Origin of the sequence: Bacteroides sp. AN502(2024) (assembly GCF_041227145.1) — a bacterium.
Taxonomy (GTDB): Bacteria; Bacteroidota; Bacteroidia; order Bacteroidales; family Bacteroidaceae; genus Bacteroides.
Map to the genome: position 1 here is coordinate 82,520 of NZ_JBGFSP010000009.1, position 19,299 is coordinate 101,818.

20 protein-coding genes are annotated in these 19,299 nt (G+C 39.7%); 15 read left to right on the forward strand and 5 right to left on the reverse strand.

The annotated features are described in order from the left end of the window. Nucleotides 1-275: 275 nt before the first annotated feature. A complete protein-coding gene (locus tag AB9N12_RS17175) occupies nucleotides 276-644 on the reverse strand; it encodes a hypothetical protein (protein WP_369893350.1) in 369 nt (122 codons plus the stop codon). 26 nt (nucleotides 645-670) lie between these two features. Next, entirely contained in the window at nucleotides 671-1,582 is a 912-nt protein-coding gene (locus AB9N12_RS17180) for a helix-turn-helix transcriptional regulator (protein WP_369893351.1), read from the reverse strand. 155 nt (nucleotides 1,583-1,737) lie between these two features. Here AB9N12_RS17180 and AB9N12_RS17185 point away from each other — a divergent pair, with 155 nt between their 5' ends. From AB9N12_RS17185 to AB9N12_RS17195, 3 genes are read left to right on the forward strand one after another with little or no spacing between them, the layout of a single operon-like run. After that, nucleotides 1,738-2,358 carry an ATP-binding cassette domain-containing protein gene (locus tag AB9N12_RS17185; protein WP_369893352.1) on the forward strand — a complete coding sequence of 207 codons (621 nt, stop codon included), beginning with the start codon at nucleotides 1,738-1,740 and terminating at the stop codon, nucleotides 2,356-2,358. A gap of 46 nt (nucleotides 2,359-2,404) precedes the next feature. Next, nucleotides 2,405-3,199, forward strand: a complete 795-nt coding sequence (locus AB9N12_RS17190; protein ID WP_369893353.1) for an ABC transporter permease — start codon at nucleotides 2,405-2,407, stop codon at nucleotides 3,197-3,199. Continuing rightward, on the forward strand, nucleotides 3,196-3,474 hold the full coding sequence (locus tag AB9N12_RS17195; RefSeq protein ID WP_369893354.1) for a hypothetical protein: 279 nt from the start codon (nucleotides 3,196-3,198) through the stop codon (nucleotides 3,472-3,474). Before AB9N12_RS17190 ends, AB9N12_RS17195 begins: the two co-directional genes overlap by 4 nt. 19 nt (nucleotides 3,475-3,493) lie before the next feature. On the opposite strand, the gene AB9N12_RS17200 is transcribed toward AB9N12_RS17195, so the two are convergent. Beyond that, nucleotides 3,494-3,907, reverse strand: a complete 414-nt coding sequence (locus AB9N12_RS17200) for a DUF4891 domain-containing protein (protein WP_369893355.1) — start codon at nucleotides 3,905-3,907, stop codon at nucleotides 3,494-3,496. A 191-nt stretch (nucleotides 3,908-4,098) separates the two neighbouring features. Between AB9N12_RS17200 and AB9N12_RS17205 the strand changes: the two genes are divergently transcribed. Then, entirely contained in the window at nucleotides 4,099-5,193 is a 1,095-nt protein-coding gene (locus AB9N12_RS17205; RefSeq protein WP_369893356.1) for a Nif3-like dinuclear metal center hexameric protein, read from the forward strand. Nucleotides 5,194-5,198: 5 nt separating this feature from the next. Continuing rightward, the gene (locus AB9N12_RS17210) at nucleotides 5,199-6,029 is read left to right on the forward strand and encodes a zinc ribbon domain-containing protein (RefSeq protein WP_369893357.1); all 831 of its coding nucleotides are present in this window, start codon (nucleotides 5,199-5,201) and stop codon (nucleotides 6,027-6,029) included. A gap of 289 nt (nucleotides 6,030-6,318) precedes the next feature. Here AB9N12_RS17210 and AB9N12_RS17215 read toward each other — a convergent pair whose 3' ends face one another. Continuing rightward, nucleotides 6,319-6,768: a type I restriction enzyme HsdR N-terminal domain-containing protein gene (locus AB9N12_RS17215; RefSeq protein ID WP_369893358.1), complete on the reverse strand. Its 450-nt coding sequence runs from the start codon at nucleotides 6,766-6,768 to the stop codon at nucleotides 6,319-6,321. Nucleotides 6,769-6,831: 63 nt separating this feature from the next. Between AB9N12_RS17215 and AB9N12_RS17220 the strand changes: the two genes are divergently transcribed. The 9 genes from AB9N12_RS17220 to AB9N12_RS17260 all read left to right on the forward strand — a co-directional run bounded on the left by AB9N12_RS17220 (nucleotide 6,832) and on the right by AB9N12_RS17260 (nucleotide 16,276). Beyond that, complete coding sequence (locus AB9N12_RS17220; RefSeq protein WP_369893359.1) at nucleotides 6,832-7,608, forward strand: AMP nucleosidase; 777 nt, start codon at nucleotides 6,832-6,834, stop codon at nucleotides 7,606-7,608. 21 nt (nucleotides 7,609-7,629) lie between these two features. Beyond that, nucleotides 7,630-8,649, forward strand: coding sequence for a DNA polymerase III subunit delta (gene holA, locus AB9N12_RS17225; RefSeq protein ID WP_369893360.1), 1,020 nt, complete (start codon nucleotides 7,630-7,632; stop codon nucleotides 8,647-8,649). A gap of 507 nt (nucleotides 8,650-9,156) precedes the next feature. Continuing rightward, nucleotides 9,157-9,534 (forward strand): hypothetical protein, encoded by a 378-nt coding sequence (locus tag AB9N12_RS17230; protein ID WP_369892908.1) that lies wholly within the window; start codon nucleotides 9,157-9,159, stop codon nucleotides 9,532-9,534. Beyond that, complete coding sequence (tnpB, locus tag AB9N12_RS17235) at nucleotides 9,521-9,889, forward strand: IS66 family insertion sequence element accessory protein TnpB (RefSeq protein WP_072542649.1); 369 nt, start codon at nucleotides 9,521-9,523, stop codon at nucleotides 9,887-9,889. Before AB9N12_RS17230 ends, tnpB begins: the two co-directional genes overlap by 14 nt. A gap of 78 nt (nucleotides 9,890-9,967) precedes the next feature. Next, on the forward strand, nucleotides 9,968-11,533 hold the full coding sequence (locus AB9N12_RS17240; protein WP_369892453.1) for an IS66 family transposase: 1,566 nt from the start codon (nucleotides 9,968-9,970) through the stop codon (nucleotides 11,531-11,533). Nucleotides 11,534-12,408: 875 nt separating this feature from the next. Continuing rightward, a complete protein-coding gene (locus AB9N12_RS17245) occupies nucleotides 12,409-12,879 on the forward strand; it encodes a helix-turn-helix domain-containing protein (protein ID WP_369888916.1) in 471 nt (156 codons plus the stop codon). A 76-nt stretch (nucleotides 12,880-12,955) separates the two neighbouring features. Continuing rightward, entirely contained in the window at nucleotides 12,956-13,732 is a 777-nt protein-coding gene (locus AB9N12_RS17250; RefSeq protein ID WP_369893361.1) for a dihydroorotate dehydrogenase electron transfer subunit, read from the forward strand. After that, nucleotides 13,720-14,631, forward strand: coding sequence for a dihydroorotate dehydrogenase (locus tag AB9N12_RS17255; protein ID WP_369893362.1), 912 nt, complete (start codon nucleotides 13,720-13,722; stop codon nucleotides 14,629-14,631). The genes AB9N12_RS17250 and AB9N12_RS17255 overlap by 13 nt, the downstream gene beginning before the upstream one ends. A gap of 286 nt (nucleotides 14,632-14,917) precedes the next feature. Beyond that, nucleotides 14,918-16,276, forward strand: a complete 1,359-nt coding sequence (locus AB9N12_RS17260) for a transposase (protein WP_369893363.1) — start codon at nucleotides 14,918-14,920, stop codon at nucleotides 16,274-16,276. A gap of 258 nt (nucleotides 16,277-16,534) precedes the next feature. On the opposite strand, the gene trmD is transcribed toward AB9N12_RS17260, so the two are convergent. Continuing rightward, nucleotides 16,535-17,212 carry a tRNA (guanosine(37)-N1)-methyltransferase TrmD gene (trmD, locus tag AB9N12_RS17265; protein WP_369893364.1) on the reverse strand — a complete coding sequence of 226 codons (678 nt, stop codon included), beginning with the start codon at nucleotides 17,210-17,212 and terminating at the stop codon, nucleotides 16,535-16,537. 75 nt (nucleotides 17,213-17,287) lie between these two features. Here trmD and ligA point away from each other — a divergent pair, with 75 nt between their 5' ends. Continuing rightward, complete coding sequence (ligA, locus tag AB9N12_RS17270; protein WP_369893366.1) at nucleotides 17,288-19,288, forward strand: NAD-dependent DNA ligase LigA; 2,001 nt, start codon at nucleotides 17,288-17,290, stop codon at nucleotides 19,286-19,288. Nucleotides 19,289-19,299: the final 11 nt, after the last annotated feature.

Genomic DNA, 19,299 nt, shown 5'->3' on the forward strand with positions numbered 1-19,299 from the left:
AGGCTCTGGTAAACCTAAGGAACAAATAAACAATACCCCACACTTGTATAGATATGCACATAACAGTGCATAATGGAATACAAGTGACGAGTGTTATTGTTATCCCTGTTCCTTTTGAAATTTACCAGATTTCCCGAATAAGGATAAAAGCAAAACACTTTCATCTATTAATTATATGTAAAATTGCACAACTACTTGTGACAACGTTGCAAATATAGACAATATTTTGCAATATAACACTTCGAGGGCATTGTTTTTAGCGTATTAATTGTCCGCTAATAATTAATCTCATTTTCTATCAGTTCATCATCGCATTCATCTATTTGTAGATCGAAAACTTCCGGCGGAAAAGTCATCTCGTCTTCTGGATCGGCAAGCATCTCGTCCAAATGTTTGTTGAAATCATCTTCCGGACAATAAGAATCGGGGGACTTTTCTTCCGTTTCCGGAAAAAGTTCATACCCGTTGGTCGGTGAAGAAGAGGTGTATGAACAATTGTCGGGATCGGAATGAATGGACGAAGCATTCCTGTCAAGACTTCTTGTTAATTCTTTCTGTGCCAATTGGTCTTGATAGACGAAATAACTATAGACAGCAACAAGGGCTGAGATACCTCCAACTTTTAAAATCTTTCTTATTTGCATGTTTTTTAAGGAATTGAAGTTCTATTTTATGTATTTCTCCGCAGTGCTTCCTCATAAACTTTCCGTATTCGTTCCCGAAGATGTAACGGCTCGATTACTGTAAGTGAACTGCTACGCGAGAGCAATGCCATAACAAAATCATTAGTAATACGAAGGCGTAATCTGATTCGGAATTCCGTCTCATTATCCACAATGATTTCTTGCGAATGATGCAGAGGAATCGATTTCAAAAAACTGCCATCCAATGCACTATAGCTTAGTTCAATATTTTCTACTGGAATATCTGCCTGATTCCAGATGCCGTAGCTGTCTTTAAATAAGTTTCTGGCATCAATATTCATATTCCTTTTGAAGGTTTCCTCATAAAGGATTTTGAGATTGCGAATACAGTCTATATTGAACGTTTTTAATATTTCGTTGTCATAGGCGAGGAGATACCATCTTTGCTGGTCTTCTTTCAGATAATAAGGTAAGACTTTTTTCTCGCGTACTTTGTCTCCCTCACGTACATAAATGTAACTGAATTCTACCGGGTGAAAGAATTTAATGGCTTTTATCAATGTCGGAAGACATTCACAGTCGTTGGGACGATGATGTTCGGCAAGAACATAGGTGTGTAGATTGGAAGTATTGTCCAAAGCATTCAATAGATCGAAGTTTAGCAGAAGCCGTTCGTACTGCTCCTTTTTCAAATCATCTTCCTCATTGATGTAATAACCGTTTTGTTTCTTATCAAAACAGATGCTGATACCAAATAGATCTTCTATATCTTTGAAGTCTCGCTGCAAAGTTCTTATGTCTACAGGTGTTCCGTCTCGTTCTTCCATGCGATGTGTCACGTAGTTCTCCAATTCTCTACGCGGCACATACCGTTTTGGTCCTTTCAATTTATTGATAATGACCAGCATTCGTTGCATTCCTTCCCGTTTCTTGCCCATATAGGTATGAATTTTAATTATCAAGAGCAAAGATAATGTCACGTGACGACAAAACATGTCGTCCTAAGAAAATTTTAAAAGAAAACAAAGGGATTTTGATACGTATGCCCTTGTTTTTTTATACTTTTGGTGAAATTTTCAAAAAGTACGGTTAAATGCTACATGTTGAGAACATTTGTATTGCTTTTGGGACGGAAGTTCTTGTCTCTGGTTTTAATATGAAATTGGAGAGGGGAGAAACTGCTTGTATTGTGGGACAATCTGGTTGTGGAAAGACTTCGTTACTGAACGCGATAATGGGTTTTGTTCCGTTGAAAGAAGGGATAATCAGGGTCGGAGGAATGGTGCTGGATAAATCGACTATTGATGCAGTCAGACGGCAGATTGCATGGATTCCTCAGGAACTGGCATTGCCGTTCGAATGGGTGAAAGAAATGGTTGCCCTGCCGTTCGAGTTGAAAGTGAACCGTTCGGTCCCTTTTTCGGAAGAAAGGCTTTTCACTTGCTTTGACGAATTGGGACTGGAACATGATTTGTATACAAAAAGAGTGAATGAGGTGTCGGGCGGACAACGGCAACGCATCATGCTTGCAGTGGCTGCGATGCTTGATAAACCTCTCATTATCATAGATGAACCGACTTCTGCTTTGGATTCCGAATCGACCGATAAGGTACTTTCTTTTTTCCGGCGACAGGCGGAAAAAGGAGCGGCTGTACTTGCAGTGTCTCACGACAAGGACTTTGCATCGGGATGTCATTTTTTAATAGAGCTGTAACGGTTTAATAAAATCCTAACGCGAATAAAATTGATAAGAATATACTGTGGGAACGATTGATATATCATATTATAATCTTTTTATAGGCTTGCTTTTGCTTACTATTCCGTTCTTCTATCTTTGGAAGTTTAAAACGGGACTACTGAAACCTGCCTTGATTGGTACATTGCGGATGATTATCCAACTATTCTTTATCGGGATGTATCTGAAATATCTTTTTTTATGGAACAATCCCTGGATCAACTTCCTTTGGGTGGTAATTATGGTATTTGTAGCTGGACAGACGGCATTGGTACGTACCCAGCTGAAACGTCGGGTCTTATTAATCCCTATTATGGTAGGATTTTTTTGTAGTGTTGTATTGGTAGGCTTATATTTTGTCGGTATTGTTCTTCAACTGGACAATATATTTAGCGCCCAATACTCTATTCCCATATTTGGCATCCTGATGGGCAATATGCTTTCGAGCAATGTGATAGCGTTGAATACTTATTATAGCGGATTGAAACGCGAACAACAGTTGTACCATTATTTATTGGGAAACGGAGCAACAAGGCAGGAAGCGCAGGCTCCATTTATCCGGCAGGCCATTATTAAATCTTTCAGTCCGCTAATTGCGAACATTTCCGTGATGGGATTGGTTGCTCTTCCAGGCACAATGATTGGACAAATTCTGGGAGGAAGCAGCCCGAACGTTGCCATCAAGTACCAGATGATGATTATGGTAATTACTTTTACAGCATCTATGCTGTCGCTGATGATAACTATTTCATTGGCTTCACGCCGATCTTTTGACGCATACGGGAAATTATTAGAGATAACCAAAGAACCCGGGAAATGACAGTCATCGACCAAATATTCCGTAAAGTAGCAGAAATATCTATTCCGCATTTTTTTATAACTGTGGAGTTTTCGGCATCCGGCAATGATATGCCGGAACATATCGAAGCATTTCTGTGGGAAAAGTATGAAGCGATTCTTCGTGGAGTCAGCGGACGTAAATTTATCTATAAGAAAGGGGAGTGGCGGCTTATTTTTACTTTCTTTCCTACGGATAGGGTGGTAGACGAACGGTATGCACTGAAAAACAAGGTACAAATGAAAAGCAAAAGATAACCGGTTATTAGTGCGTTTATTATTTGCCTTTCAACATTCCCCATAAGCAGCGAAGCTGCACGAATTGTTCTCCGGGCTGCACATACTCCCCTTTAAACATTTTTTCCGTCACTTGAAATTTGGAAAGATGATGGCGTATATACTTCTCAACATCAGGTGATTGTTTTTTAGCGAATGACAGCAAATCAACCTTTCCGTTTTCGCGAATGAGCACTTTAGCTTTGATTGTGCGAAAGCCGTACTCTTTGCAGTGTTTGGTTTCTACTTTATCAATCCAGAAGATGGCAGTGGCCTTGACCGTATCTACCGCACAATCCTCTATGTCGTCAATTTTTGCAGTTTCAGCTATAACGGCTTCGGTGTTATCACTCTTTTTGAGTTGGCAAGAGAATATCACAACTAATAGGAACAGTAGGAACAGATTTGTTTTCATGGTATTTATTATTTATATGGGATAAAAGTACAGAATTTAAATAAATAACGGATACTTTAGACCGAGTTTTATCATTTGTTTTTATTTCGAAACGTAGTAATGGAATAACGATAAATTCTCTAAAAAATGACCATTTAGTATGATTATTCCTTTTTTATTTATTATATTTGCAACTCAATTTTCTACCAATAATGAAAATTAAGGAAATAGTAAGCGCCCTTGAACGATTCGCACCTCTGCCATTGCAAGACGGCATTGATAATGCCGGCCTGCAAATCGGATTGACAGAAGTGGAAGCAACAGGGGCTTTGTTGTGTCTTGACGTTACCGAAGCTGTGTTGGATGAAGCTATCGCGTTGGGGTATAATCTTATTATATCGCATCATCCGCTTATTTTTAAAGGTTATAAATCTATCACGGGTAAAGATTATGTGGAACGCTGCATACTGAAAGCAATAAAAAATGATATTGTGATCTATTCTGCACATACTAATCTCGATAATGCACAGGGGGGAGTCAATTACAAGATAGCAGAGAAAATAGGCTTGAAGAATTTGAAAGTGCTCGAACCGAAAGAAAACAGTCTGATTAAACTGGTGACTTTCGTTCCTGATGCACAAGCCGATAGTGTGCGTGAAGCACTGTTTGTAGCCGGGTGTGGAAACATAGGTAACTATGATTCATGCAGTTACAATCTGAGAGGAGAGGGGACTTTCCGGGCAAAAGAGGGAACGCATCCTTTCTGTGGAACAATCGGTGAATTGCATCATGAAAATGAAGTAAGGATTGAAACCATTCTTCCTATATATAAGAAAGCGGAAGCTGTGAAGGCTTTATTGGCTGCCCATCCTTATGAGGAACCGGCATTCGACATCTATCCGTTATTGAACGACTGGGCGCAGGCGGGTTCGGGAATTGTCGGTGAATTGGATGAGCCAGCGGCAGAACCCGAATTTTTGAAACGTATCAAGAAGATATTCGAAGTGAGATGTCTACGTCACAACAAGTTGAAGGGAAGAGAGATACGGAAAGTGGCATTGTGTGGTGGTGCAGGTGCATTTTTGCTTCCACAGGCAATCCGGTCGGGAGCGGATGTTTTTATTACCGGTGAAATTAAATATCATGATTATTTCGGTCACGAAGAAGATATTCTGATGGCGGAGATTGGTCATTATGAAAGCGAACAATATACAAAAGAAATTTTTTATTCCATAATTCGGGATTTATTTCCTAATTTTGCACTCCAATTGAGTAAGATAAATACGAATCCCATAAAATATTTATAAGTAAAATGGCTAGAGAAGCAAAAAAAGATCCGAATGAATTGACGGTAGAACAGAAACTGAAGACACTGTTCCAACTGCAAACGATGTTGTCTAAGATTGATGAAATCAAGACATTGAGAGGTGAACTTCCGTTGGAGGTACAAGACCTTGAAGATGAAATTGCCGGGTTGAGTACCCGTATCGACAAGATCAAAGCAGAAGTGGATGAACTGAAATCCGCTATTGCCGGCAAGAGAGTAGAAATCGAAACAGCCAAGGCTTCAGTAGAAAAATATAAATCACAACAAGATAATGTTCGCAACAACCGTGAATATGACTTCTTGACGAAGGAAATCGAATTCCAGACATTGGAAATCGAACTTTGTGAAAAGAGAATCAAGGAATATTCTGCTAATAAAGAAGAAAAAGAGGCTGAAGTGACAAAGAACGATCAGATTCTTAACGAGAGAAAGAAAGACTTGGAGCAGAAAAAGAGCGAACTGGATGAAATTATCTCGGAAACCAAGCAGGAAGAAGAGAAACTGAGAGATAAGGCTAAAGACTTGGAAACGAAGATTGAACCACGTCTGTTGCAGTCTTTCAAACGTATTCGTAAGAATTCTCGCAACGGATTGGGTATTGTGTATGTGCAACGTGACGCATGTGGTGGTTGTTTTAACAAAATTCCGCCCCAAAGACAACTGGATATCCGTTCTCGTAAGAAAGTGATCGTTTGTGAATATTGCGGACGTATTATGATTGACCCGGAATTAGCTGGTGTACAAATCGATCATAAGGTAGAAGAAGCTCCGGCAACTACTACCAAAAGAGCTATCAGAAGAAAAACTGCTGAATAAGGAAAGTAACTAAATAGTAAGTATTTGATTATATGGTAGAGACTGTCTAACAGGTATCGGTAATTAGAAGTCACCCCTGCCAAAGCTATTCTGGCAGGGGTAAAATCGTTAAAATAGGACTTGTTAGACAGCCTCTTTTGTTTTAACAAGTTCTCGCATAATAGGGAATCGATCAACAAACTGACCCTTTAATGTTATTCTTATTTTTGAAACTGTCACAAATGGATTTTAATAATTCCAGTGGGATAAATAAACGGATCTTGTAACAATGGATTTTGAATATTAGAGTTTATAATGATTGGTAGTCTGGAATGTCTTTCAGAAAAATATAACTCTGATTTTTATAATCCATCCGGCAGCAATAATGGTTCATTCCGTTGCTGACAATCAGATAATCTACTTTCAATACCATATTATATCGGGTGATCTGATCGAAAACAGCCTGTGTGATTTCGATATGTGGTGCTTTATATTCCACAATCATCCGAGCTGACAAATCCCTCCGATAAAGTACGGTGTCGCATCGTTTGGTAGTACCGTTCAACTTTACCATTACTTCATTGGCCAGAAGGCCGGTCGGATATCCTTTGTGTGCAATAAGAAAGTGAACAAAGTGTTGCCGTACCCATTCTTCAGGGGTAAGAGCGACATATCGTTTGCGAATTACATCGAAAATTACATTTTTTCCGTTTCGTACGTTTATTTTAGCGTCGAATGCTGGTAGGTTTAACGATAACATTTATTATTTTTGTAAGTTAAATAATAGTTCCCATTATTGGGAGTACAAATTTAATAGATAATTATGAAAACAAAAGAAGAAATCGTAGCTAATTGGCTGCCCCGTTACACAAAACGTAATCTGGAGGATTTTGGAAAATATATTCTGTTGACTAACTTCAACAAGTACGTCGAAATTTTCGCAAATCAGTTTAATGTTCCCATCTTAGGAAGGGATGCGAATATGATTTCTGCTTCTGCCAAAGGCATCACTATGATTAACTTTGGTATGGGAAGCCCTAACGCTGCTATCATCATGGACTTGCTGGGCGCTATTCAACCCAAAGCCTGTCTGTTTTTGGGAAAATGTGGTGGCATCGACAAGAAAAACCAGCTTGGCGACTTGATCCTTCCCATTGCAGCTATCCGTGGAGAGGGAACTTCCAACGATTATTTCCCTCCTGAAGTTCCTGCATTACCTGCATTTATGTTGCAGCGTGCCGTTTCTTCATCCATCCGTGACAAAGGCCGTGACTATTGGACCGGTACTGTATATACCACTAACCGTCGTATCTGGGAACATGATGATGCATTCAAAGAATATTTGAAAAAGACTCGGGCTATGGCAGTTGATATGGAAACCGCAACATTATTCAGTTGTGGCTTTGCCAATCATATTCCTACCGGTGCATTATTATTGGTGTCCGATCAGCCAATGACTCCCGATGGAGTAAAAACAGATAGAAGTGATAATTTGGTTACCAGAAATTATGTAGAAGAGCATGTTGAAATAGGTATTGCGTCTTTGCGTATGATTATTGATGAAAAGAAAACTGTTAAACACTTGAAATTCGACTGGTAATCTGGTCTTTCTTAATTATATATGGCAAAACAAGAACTGACCTGTGATGACATTCTCAAAGAATTGAGAGCCAAACAGTATCGTCCTATCTATTATCTGATGGGAGAAGAGTCGTATTATATCGACTTGATCGCAGATTACATAACGGATAATGTGTTGAGCGAAACGGAAAAAGAATTCAACCTGACTGTTGTATATGGAGCTGATGTGGACGTGGCAACGATAATAAATGCCGCAAAGCGTTATCCTATGATGTCGGAACACCAAGTAGTAGTAGTTAAGGAAGCGCAGGCGGTACGCAATATGGAAGAGTTGTCGTACTATCTTCAAAAGCCTTTGCTTTCCACCATTTTAGTGATATGCCATAAACATGGAACGTTGGATCGTAGAAAGAAACTGGCTGCCGAGGTGGACAAAGTTGGCGTGCTGTTCGAATCTAAAAAAATCAAGGATGCGCAACTTCCAGGTTTTATAGCTTCGTATATGAAACGGAAAGGAGTTGATATGGAGCCCAAGGCAACTGCTATACTTGCTGATTTTGTAGGTTCAGATTTGAGTCGCTTGACCGGAGAACTTGAAAAGTTAATTATCACTTTACCTGTCGGAGAAAAACGCGTAACTTCTGAACAGATAGAAAAAAACATAGGTATAAGCAAAGACTATAATAACTTTGAATTGCGAAGCGCTTTAGTGGAAAAGGATATATTGAAAGCAAATAAGATAATAAAATATTTTGAGGAAAATCCGAAAACTAATCCGATCCAAATGACTTTATCTTTATTATTCAGTTTTTATTCCAACCTAATGCTGGCTTATTATGCACCTGATAAATCAGAGCAAGGGATTGCAAATATGCTAGGACTAAAAACTACTTGGCAGGCTCGGGATTATATGGCAGCAATGCGAAAATATAGCGGAGTAAAGACCATGCAGATTGTTGGAGAAATACGATATGCTGATGCAAAATCTAAAGGAGTCCAAAATAGTTCTATGACAGATGGAGATATTCTTCGTGAATTAGTGTTCAAAATTTTGCATTAAGTAGGAGTATGAATTACTCATATAATCAGACATATACTTTTACCATAGATAGAAACGGGAAGTATATGTCTTTTTTTTGTATTTCCGCAATTACTTCCATTATAAAAAGACTTTCATAATACCAGTAATTATTTTACAAATTGATTTACTCCTTTTGTAATTTTATAGAGTTATCCATTTAACTAACTACACAAAATATATTTTTAAGAATATTGTATTGATCTACTCTTCAGGGGAGTTTTTTCTTTTAAATAGGAGCTTTGATTTTTAAACAAGAAAAGTTTACTTATTCTTGAGTTTTATCGAAAAAGCATTTTGAATTTTAAAGGTATCGTTTTATAGTGAGAATGGAGATTTTTTCTTTTCTCTAAAATCATCCATTAGTGTCATTTTGATAATCCAGAGTATATTTGATTACTATAAGCCTATTTTTTCGTAAGCATTCGGTAAACCACGTATTTTCGTCTCCACCTTCCATCATTAACTTTACGTCCAAAAAGCCAAGTTATGATGACACGAGAAGAAGTAGTAGAAATAATGAACTACTGCAAAGAGCACAAAGTGACTTATAAGTCAAGATTAGAGGAACTCAATATCCCTGTATGGCGGTTTTATGACAGCAAATCCCGTTATGCCGCCGAGCAATCATCTGGTAAAACGGCTCAAGGTGAGTTTATCGAGCTTCCGCATAGCGGATCTTTTGTTCCGGTTCCTTCATTTGCCGGTACAACCGGACGGAAACAGAAAAGTACACCGACCACGCCAAGCGGATTGAAAGAGATAGAAATACGTACACCGGCCGGTAGTGCCATACGCATTTGTGGTGAGCTAAATGAAAAGGAACTGTTTTCAATCATCCGGTCCTGCAGCCATGTTCAGCCTTAATGACAGTATGCGCTATCTGTTGTATAACCGCCCGACTGATATGCGCAAAAGCTTCCATACCCTCAGCGGTATCATCACCGACGCCATGGGTCAGGACCCCTGTAACGGCAACGTGTATATCTTCATAAACCGTGCCCGTGACCGTATAAAACTCCTGCATTGGGAGCCTGGCGGCATGGTGTTATATTCCAAACTTCTGGAAGCCGGTACCTTAGGTAAACCTGATTCTGCCAACGACAATGAGGTCTGTACAAATATAGAATGGCGGGAACTTGTCATGATAGTGGAGGGTATCATGGAAGCCCGTGACTCCCGTCGCACGAGACTTGAAAACCTGCAGAAACTTCGAAAATAGTATCGGATTTTTTACTCTGTTTGCTTTTGTATGTCATTGGATTTTAGTATATTTACATTGTGAAAAAATGAGATGCAGATGCTTACGGAGGAACAGGAAAAAGCCTTATTGGAAGAATTAGAGCAGCTCCGTCAGGATAAAGCGGCGCTTATCAGCAGGGTTTCCTCACTGGAACAGTCGCTGTACTGGCTTCGGAAAAAAGTCTTTGGCCGGATGAGCGAGAAGAATCTTCCGCTTGATCCCAACCAACTGTTCCTGTTCTCAAAAGCTGAAATGTCCTCCATGGAAATATCCCGGATGGAGGAGGAAGTCCGCAAAAGCGATGAAGAAATCACCAGAACCATAAAAGTCAAGGAGAAGCCGGCCCGCAAGCCCTTGGATACATCTTCTCTTGCGGTAGAGGTTGTTGATCTTTACCCCGAAGGGACAACAGACGAGGAAGGCAGGCTTAAGGATGATTTCATTGAAATCGGAAAGGAAGAGAGTTCACGCCTGGAACGTGTTCCGGCAAAATTGTATATCCTGAAGACTGTCCGTCACAAAGTGATAAGTAAGTCCGATATGGAGAAATACCCCGAGGAAAGACAGATCCTGATTCACCCTCTACCTCTTGTTCCGGTCAGTAAATGTATGGCAGGCGCCTCGGTCCTGACAGACATTATCATCGGCAAGTTCATGTATCATCTCCCGTTCTATCGTCTGATACAGCAGTATCGCGAATCAGGAATCAGCATAAGCGAATCTACCATGTGCGGATGGTATGAAATGGCGGTGGAGAAACTCAGGTTGCTGTACAACCTGCTCAAACAGAAGATACTCTCCAGTGAGTATATACAAGTGGACGAGAGTGTCATTCCTGTGCTGGACAATGAGAAACATAAGGCGAAAAAGGGGTATGAGTGGTGCGTACGCGACGGCATCACGGGGGACGTCATGTTCCATTATGACCGTGGCAGCCGTTCGGGGACTGTAGCCCGTGAACTGCTGGGATGTTACCATGGCATTGTGCAATGTGACGGCTATGCAGCTTACGAACAGTTTGAGCAGGTGAAAGGAATCACTATGGTCGGCTGTTGGGCACATGTCAGAAGGAAGTACGTGGATGCCCTGGAAGAGAACAGGACCCTGGCCACACAGGCAATACACTACATCGGCAAGTTGTACAAGATAGAATCTGAAGCCAATGATGCAGGGCTCACAGCTGAAGAGCGTAAGGAAAAACGTATCAGTGAGGCCTATCCGCTGATACTTGAATTTGAAAAGTGGCTGCAGGACACCTATCTTAGAGTGCTTCCTAAAAGCCGTATGGGTAAAGCCATCGAATATACGTACACGCTCCTTCCAAGACTTTCCAGATACGTAAACGACGGAAGAATCGAAATTGATGACAACCGTATAGAAAATGCCATAAGACCTTTGGCTTTGGGAAGAAAGAACTATCTGTTCTGCGGAAACGATGCATCAGCATACAGGGCTGCCATCGTATACTCACTGATTTCAACCTGCAAATCAGCAGAAGTAGACCCCAGAATCTGGATGGAAGATGTCCTGAGCAAAATTCCATATTATGAAAGGGATGAGAAGAATATGGAAGAACTTCTACCACGTAATTGGGTAAAATCCAATCAAACTTGTTCCGAATAGATACTATTAGTTCCGAATCGACTACGAATAGCACCGATTCGGAACTAATTTCACAAAAATTGCAACGTGGTTTACCGAATGCTTACATTTTTTCTAGTTTAATAGAAAAAGAGAATCTGAATTATAGAAGTAAATCTCTGTATTTCATTTGTTTATGCTGAAAAAGAGCCTCCTGGAATCGAAAAAAAATAAATAAGTGGAGATCGGTATAGAAATATTGCAAGGATTTTCTTTTTAGAGGAGATTGTAAAGGATGATTAGAAAAAAATAGCAATATACATTGGTGAAGTATGAGTTGATCTCTTCCTTTTATTGCTTTTGCAACTATCAATATTTACCTTTGTGCATTTATGTAGTTACAAATGTATCGTGTACGCGTGTGAAGTAATTTCAGATGTAATCAGTAGATGGTATTCACAATAGTATATTCAGATGTTTACAAAAATAATATCAAATATACAAAGGTAGTTATTTAGGCATTAACAAATACTTTTATCTGTATTATTTTATTATAAATCAATATTATATGATTCATTATCTCAATTTATACTATAGATGTTTTCTCTGTGTGGTATGTATATTTGTGAACATTCCTGTATAATCTGCGTTTTATTATTAAATATATTTCTGTATATCTGTGCTTTATATTATTTAATTAAATTGAAACTATATATCCGTAATAATTCATTTTTATCCTATATATAAGCGTAATATACGATTCGTATAAAGTGAAATTACTCTTGTGATATTTCATTTTTATATTTGTAATTTGCTTTTGTGAATTCAAATAATTACCTTTGTACATTCGATAAGGTAGTGCATATTTTTGTGAAATAGATACATAATACATACAATTGTAATAAAAAGAAGGTAGTATGGAAATAAAGGACAGAATAAGAATGATAATGGAAAGAGAAAAAGTTCCTCCTAGAGTTTTTGCTGAAACAATTGGAGTGCAACAATCTACTCTCTCTCACATTTTGAACGATCGGAATAAACCCAGTTTAGAGGTCGTCATGAAGGTGCATCAAAAGTATGACTATATAAACCTTGAATGGTTACTTTATGGTAAGGGTGAAATGATGGTATCGGAAGAAGGAACTTCCTTTTCTTCCTCTAACCAGAATTATCTACCTTCTTTATTCGACGAGAATCCTGTAAATCCGTCCAAAGAGCCGACTCTTCTGGAAAATCGCAAGGAAATGCCATTAAGAAATACCCAAAATGCCCATCAAGAGATTGTAAATCAGGATATTAGGTATATAGAAAAGCCTGCTAGAAAAATCACAGAAATAAGAATATTTTTCGATGATAACACCTATGAGACGTTTCGACCTGAAAAATAAAGAGTAAAATCGGTGGTTTGAGCAATTTCCTGTATCTTTGCACTTAGAATACGAATTTATACTTTTATATCCATACATGAAGAAATTTATTTTAGATCTGACAGTGACCGAGAATATCAGATTGCATGCAAACTATGTATTGCTAAAATTGACCTCTCAGTCATTACTGCCCGAAATGTTACCTGGACAGTTTGCCGAACTCCGTGTGGATGGTTCGCCTACTACATTCTTACGGCGTCCCATTTCTATTAATTTTGTAGATAAACAGCGAAATGAGGTCTGGTTTCTAATCCAGCTGGTTGGTGATGGAACAAGACGTTTGGCAGATGTTAGTCCCGGTGGAACAATAAATGTAGTGCTTCCGCTGGGAAATGCATATACAATACCTTTGGAGGCTTCTGATAAGCTCTTATTAGTTGGTGGAGGTGTCGGAACAGCACCTATGCTTTATTTAGGTGAGCAGTTGGTTAAAAAGGGGCATAAACCTACATTCCTGTTAGGTGCCCGCAGCGATAAAGATCTGTTGCAGTTAGAAGAGTTTGCCAAATATGGAGAGGTGTATACTACTACGGAAGATGGTAGCCATGGAGAAAAAGGATATGTTACTCAACATTCTATATTAAATAAGGTACGGTTTGAGCAGATTTATACTTGTGGCCCCAAACCGATGATGATGGCTGTGGCAAAATATGCCAAGAGCAATCAGATAGAATGTGAAGTATCTTTGGAAAATACAATGGCTTGTGGTATCGGAGCATGTTTATGCTGTGTGGAAAATACGACAGAAGGTCATTTATGTGTATGTAAAGAAGGTCCTGTTTTTAATATAAATAAACTACTATGGCAGATTTGAGTGTAAACATTGGTGAATTACGAATGAAAAACCCGGTGATGACAGCATCCGGTACATTTGGATATGGTGAAGAGTTCTCCGACTTCATTGATATAGCGCGAATAGGCGGTATTATTGTAAAAGGGACTACTCTTCACAAACGTGAAGGAAACCCTTATCCGCGTATGGCGGAGACTCCTTCCGGGATGTTAAATGCTGTGGGACTGCAAAATAAGGGTGTTGATTACTTTGTGAAGCATATATATCCCCGTATAAAAGACATCCAAACGAATATGATTGTAAACGTTTCAGGAGCTGCTATCGAAGATTATGTAAAAACAGCTGAAATCATTAATGAGCTTGACAAAATTACTGCTATAGAATTAAACATCTCTTGCCCTAATGTGAAGCAAGGTGGTATGGCTTTTGGTGTGTCAGCAAAAGGAGCTTCAGAAGTAGTAAAAGCTGTGCGTTCAGTTTACAAAAAGACACTTATCGTAAAACTCTCCCCAAACGTTACGGACATCACTGAAATAGCTCGTGCAGCAGAAGAAAGTGGTGCAGATAGTGTGTCATTAATCAATACATTGCTGGGTATGGCGATTGATGCGGAACGTAAACGCCCTATTTTATCAACTATAACAGGCGGAATGTCGGGAGCAGCCGTAAAACCGATCGCGTTACGTATGGTATGGCAGGTTGCTAAGGAGGTAAATATTCCTGTCATTGGATTGGGAGGTATTATGAACTGGAAGGATGCTGTCGAATTTATGCTTGCAGGTGCGACAGCCATCCAGATTGGTACAGCAAATTTCATAGATCCTGCTGTTACTATCAAAGTGGAAGATGGTATAAATAATTACTTAGAAAGACACGGATGTAAGTCTGTAAAGGAAATAATTGGTGCGCTTGAGGTATAATTGAAAACATACACTAGCCCTTCGCATTAAGTTTGCAAGAAAAATGCTATTTCCCTTTAAAATAAAGAAAGGATAAACAAGTAGATAATAGCAGATGAAAAAGAAGTTTGTGTTTAGAGGAATCGGCTACGTTCAGAATCTTTAGGGACATTCATTAAATATTATAAAATGAGCCAACTAATTCATACACAAATTATTGCGAATTAGTTGGCTTTTTAGTATCTTTAGGTATTCCCCCGAAAACAAGGTTTGACGGCCCAAACGGGGGAAATTCCCCAACTAAGATATGGCTAAGATAGAAAAAATTTCAGAAATCCACCCAACTTTGGGCTTTACAGAATTTGATATTCTGGAAAAATACCGCAAGAGTTTTCATGAGAGTGAGCTTGGCAGGCTTCATTCGGTCTTTCCATTTGATCGTATGGCAAAAGCCGCAGGCCTGTCTGAACAACGTTTGGGCCGCAGGAACATATTCAGTCCTTCCGCAAAGATCGCCCTTATGGTCCTGAAGGCATACACCGGATTCTCCGACAGGAAACTGTTGGAACATCTGAACGGGAACATACACTACCAGATGTTCTGTGGAATCATGATCCCCCCGTCCCTTCCCATAACCAACTTCAAGATAGTCAGTGGCATCCGTAATGAGATAGCATCCCGCCTTGACATTGATTCCTTCCAGGAGATCCTGGCTTCACACTGGAAACCTTATCTTGATAACCTTCACGTCTGCATGACCGATGCCACATGCTATGAGAGCCACATGCGTTTTCCTACGGACATGAAACTCCTTTGGGAAAGCATCGAATGGCTCTACAGGCATATATGCCGGCATTGCAGGGATCTGGGCATAAGGCGTCCGCGCAACAAATACAGGAATGTGGCGGAATCCTATCTGTCCTACTGCAAGAAAAGAAAGAGGAGAGCTTCAAGGACAAGAATGCTTAAGCGCCGTATGATCAAGCTTCTTGAAAAGCTCCTCAGTCAAAGGGATGGGCTCCATAGCGAGTACGGTGCTTTACTCCGATATACACAGGATTACCATAAGCGTCTTTCCATCATCAGAAAGGTGCTTGTACAGGAAAAGGAAATGTTTGAAGGGCGAAAAGTCAGTGACCGCATCATAAGCATCGACCGTCATTATGTACGTCCCATCGTCAGAGGCAAGGAAACCAAGTCCGTCGAGTTCGGTGCAAAGGTCAATAATATACAGATAGACGGCATATCGTTCATCGAACACCTCTCGTTCAAGGCTTTCAATGAGGGGATACGCTTGAAGGACTGTATCCGTATGCAGCAGAAGCTGATGAATGTAAGGGTAAGATGTGTGGCTGCCGATTCCATATATGCCAATAATGCCAACAGAAAGTTCTGTACTAAATATGGGATATCCACATCCTTTGTGCGCAAGGGAAGGGAGGGCAAAGATGAGCCTTTGAGGAAGCTGCTTAGAAGCGAACTCTCAAAAGAAAGGGCCACACGGCTTGAAGGAAGCTTCGGCACTCAAAAGCAACATTACTCGCTCGCAAGGATAAAGGCAAGGAACAAGAAGACGGAAATCCTGTGGATTTTCTTCGGAATACATACAGCAAATGCCATACTGATGATTGACAAGATCAGGAACAGAACGGGGAAAGCTGCATGATATGAGTTTACTGAAAGAATCAGAAGAGGTCAGAAGACTTCTTCCGGAACTTCATGTATTGTCAGATAAGAGTATATGAGAATATACAGAAAAATGACAATAATAATGGCATATGAAGTGATTATACTCTATCATCTTCATATGCCATGGTATTTGGGGGGAACATTTACTGAATATTCCTCTTTAGGCTGAAGGCAAAATAAAAACGACGGTGAGTATTACGCATATTCTCACCGTCGTTTTTATTTACAATTTGTTTTATTCCTCTAATAGGTCAGGACGAAGTTTCCTGGTGCGTTCCAGGGATTGTTGCAGTTCCCACTCTTTGATCTTTGCTTCATGCCCGGATAATAGAATATCGGGAACTTTCCAGCCTTTATAATCAGCAGGTCGTGTATATACAGGTGCTGCTAGCAAATTATCCTGAAAAGAATCGGAAAGTGCAGATTGTTCATCAGAAATGACTCCGGGGATGATGCGTATGATAGCATCTGCCATCACTGCTGCCGCCAGTTCTCCTCCTGTTAATACATAATCACCGATGCTGATTTCTTTAGTTATCAAATGTTCGCGAATACGATAATCGATGCCTTTGAAGTGTCCACAAAGAATAATGAGATTCTGTGCTAGAGAGAGTGTGTTAGCCATCGGTTGGTTGAATTGCTCTCCGTCAGGGGTCGTGAAGATAACTTCATTATAGGCACGTTCTGCCTTTAAAGCATTGATGCAGCGTTCGATAGGTTCTATTTTCATCACCATCCCGGCAAATCCTCCAAAAGGATAATCATCGACACGACGATATTTATCTTCGGTATAATCACGTAAATTGTGAATGTGTATTTCTGCAAGTCCTTTATCTTGAGCTCGTTTCATAATAGAACAATCGAAGAAACCTTCAATCATTTGAGGTAAAACTGTTATAATATCAATACGCATAATCTTTTAATTTTTCGCAAAAGTACAAATATTCAAAGATAAACATGTATTTTTGCCTTAAACAATCGAAGAAATATGGATATAAAAGAAACAATAGAGGAATTGCGTGCCGAACTTCACCGGCATAATTATAATTATTATGTGTTGAATGCCCCTGAAATCTCGGATAAAGAGTTTGATGATAAGATGCGTGAACTTCAGGATCTGGAACAAGCACATCCTGAATATAAAGATGAAAATTCGCCCACTATGCGCGTGGGGAGCGACTTGAATAAGAATTTCACGCAAGTGGCCCATAAATATCCTATGCTGTCATTGGCAAATACATATTCGGAAGCGGAAGTGACGGACTTCTACGATCGTGTCCGTAAAGCGCTAAATGAGGATTTCGAAATTTGTTGTGAAATGAAGTATGACGGTACTTCTATTTCATTGACCTATGAAAATGGGAAGTTGATTCGTGCCGTTACCCGTGGAGATGGAGAAAAGGGTGATGATGTGACGGATAATGTGAAAACAATCCGTTCTATTCCGCTTGTATTGCACGGTGATAATTATCCTGCTTCTTTTGAGATACGTGGGGAAATTCTTATGCCATGGGAAGTGTTTGAAGAGTTGAACCGGGAGAAAGAGGCGCGTGAAGAACCACTTTTTGCCAATCCCAGAAATGCGGCATCTGGAACATTGAAGTTGCAGAATTCTTCTATTGTAGCTTCTCGCAAGCTGGATGCTTATTTATATTATTTATTGGGAGATAATCTACCTTGTGACGGACATTATGAAAATCTTCAGGAAGCGGCAAAATGGGGTTTTAAAATCTCTGATTTAACGCGTAAGTGCCAGACATTGGAGGAAGTCTTTGATTTTATCAACTATTGGGATGTAGAACGTAAGAATTTGCCGGTTGCCACAGATGGGATTGTCTTGAAAGTGAACAGTTTGAGGCAACAGAAGAATCTGGGTTTTACGGCTAAGTCTCCTCGATGGGCTATTGCTTATAAATTTCAGGCAGAACGTGCATTGACCCGATTGAATAAGGTGACATATCAGGTAGGAAGAACCGGAGCAATCACTCCGGTAGCTAATCTAGACCCTGTACAGCTTTCAGGAACTGTTGTAAAACGTGCGTCTTTGCATAATGCGGATATCATCGAAGGACTTGATTTGCATATCGGAGACATGGTTTATGTAGAAAAAGGTGGTGAAATTATTCCTAAGATTACGGGTGTAGATAAAGATGCACGTAGTTTTATGCTTGGGGAGAAGGTTCGATTCATTGTCAATTGTCCCGAATGTGGTAGTAAATTAGTCAGGTATGAAGGGGAAGCTGCTCATTATTGCCCCAATGAGACAGCATGTCCTCCTCAAATCAAAGGTAAAATAGAGCATTTTATTAGTCGAAAGGCTATGGATATTGATGGATTGGGACCGGAAACTGTGGATATGTTCTATCGCATGGGATTAATTAAAAATACGGCCGATTTATATAAACTTACAGCTGATGATATCAAGGGCTTAGATCGTATGGGAGAAAAATCGGCGGAGAACATTATAACAGGGATTGTACAAAGTAAAACTGTTCCTTTCGAACGTGTTATTTTTGCCTTGGGAATTCGTTTTGTCGGTGAAACTGTGGCCAAAAAGATAGCAAAATCGTTTGAGAATATAGATGATTTGCAACAGGCAGATCTTGAGAAATTGGTAAGCATTGATGAAATCGGAGAAAAAATAGCCCAAAGTATACTTGCATATTTTGCCAATGAGTCTAATCGTGAGTTAGTTAGCAAGCTAAAGGAGGCCGGACTACAGCTTTATCGCACCGAGGAAGATTTAAGCGGATACACGGATAAGTTAGCGGGACAGTCTATCGTTATCAGTGGTGTATTTGTTCACCATTCACGTGACGAATATAAAGAGCTTATCGAGAAAAACGGAGGGAAAAATGTAGGAAGCATTTCTGCGAAAACAAGTTTTATACTTGCTGGAGATAATATGGGACCTGCAAAGCTCGAAAAAGCAAAAAAACTTGGAGTAACCATATTAAGCGAAGACGAATTTCTGAAACTTATATCGTGAGATAAGAAAAA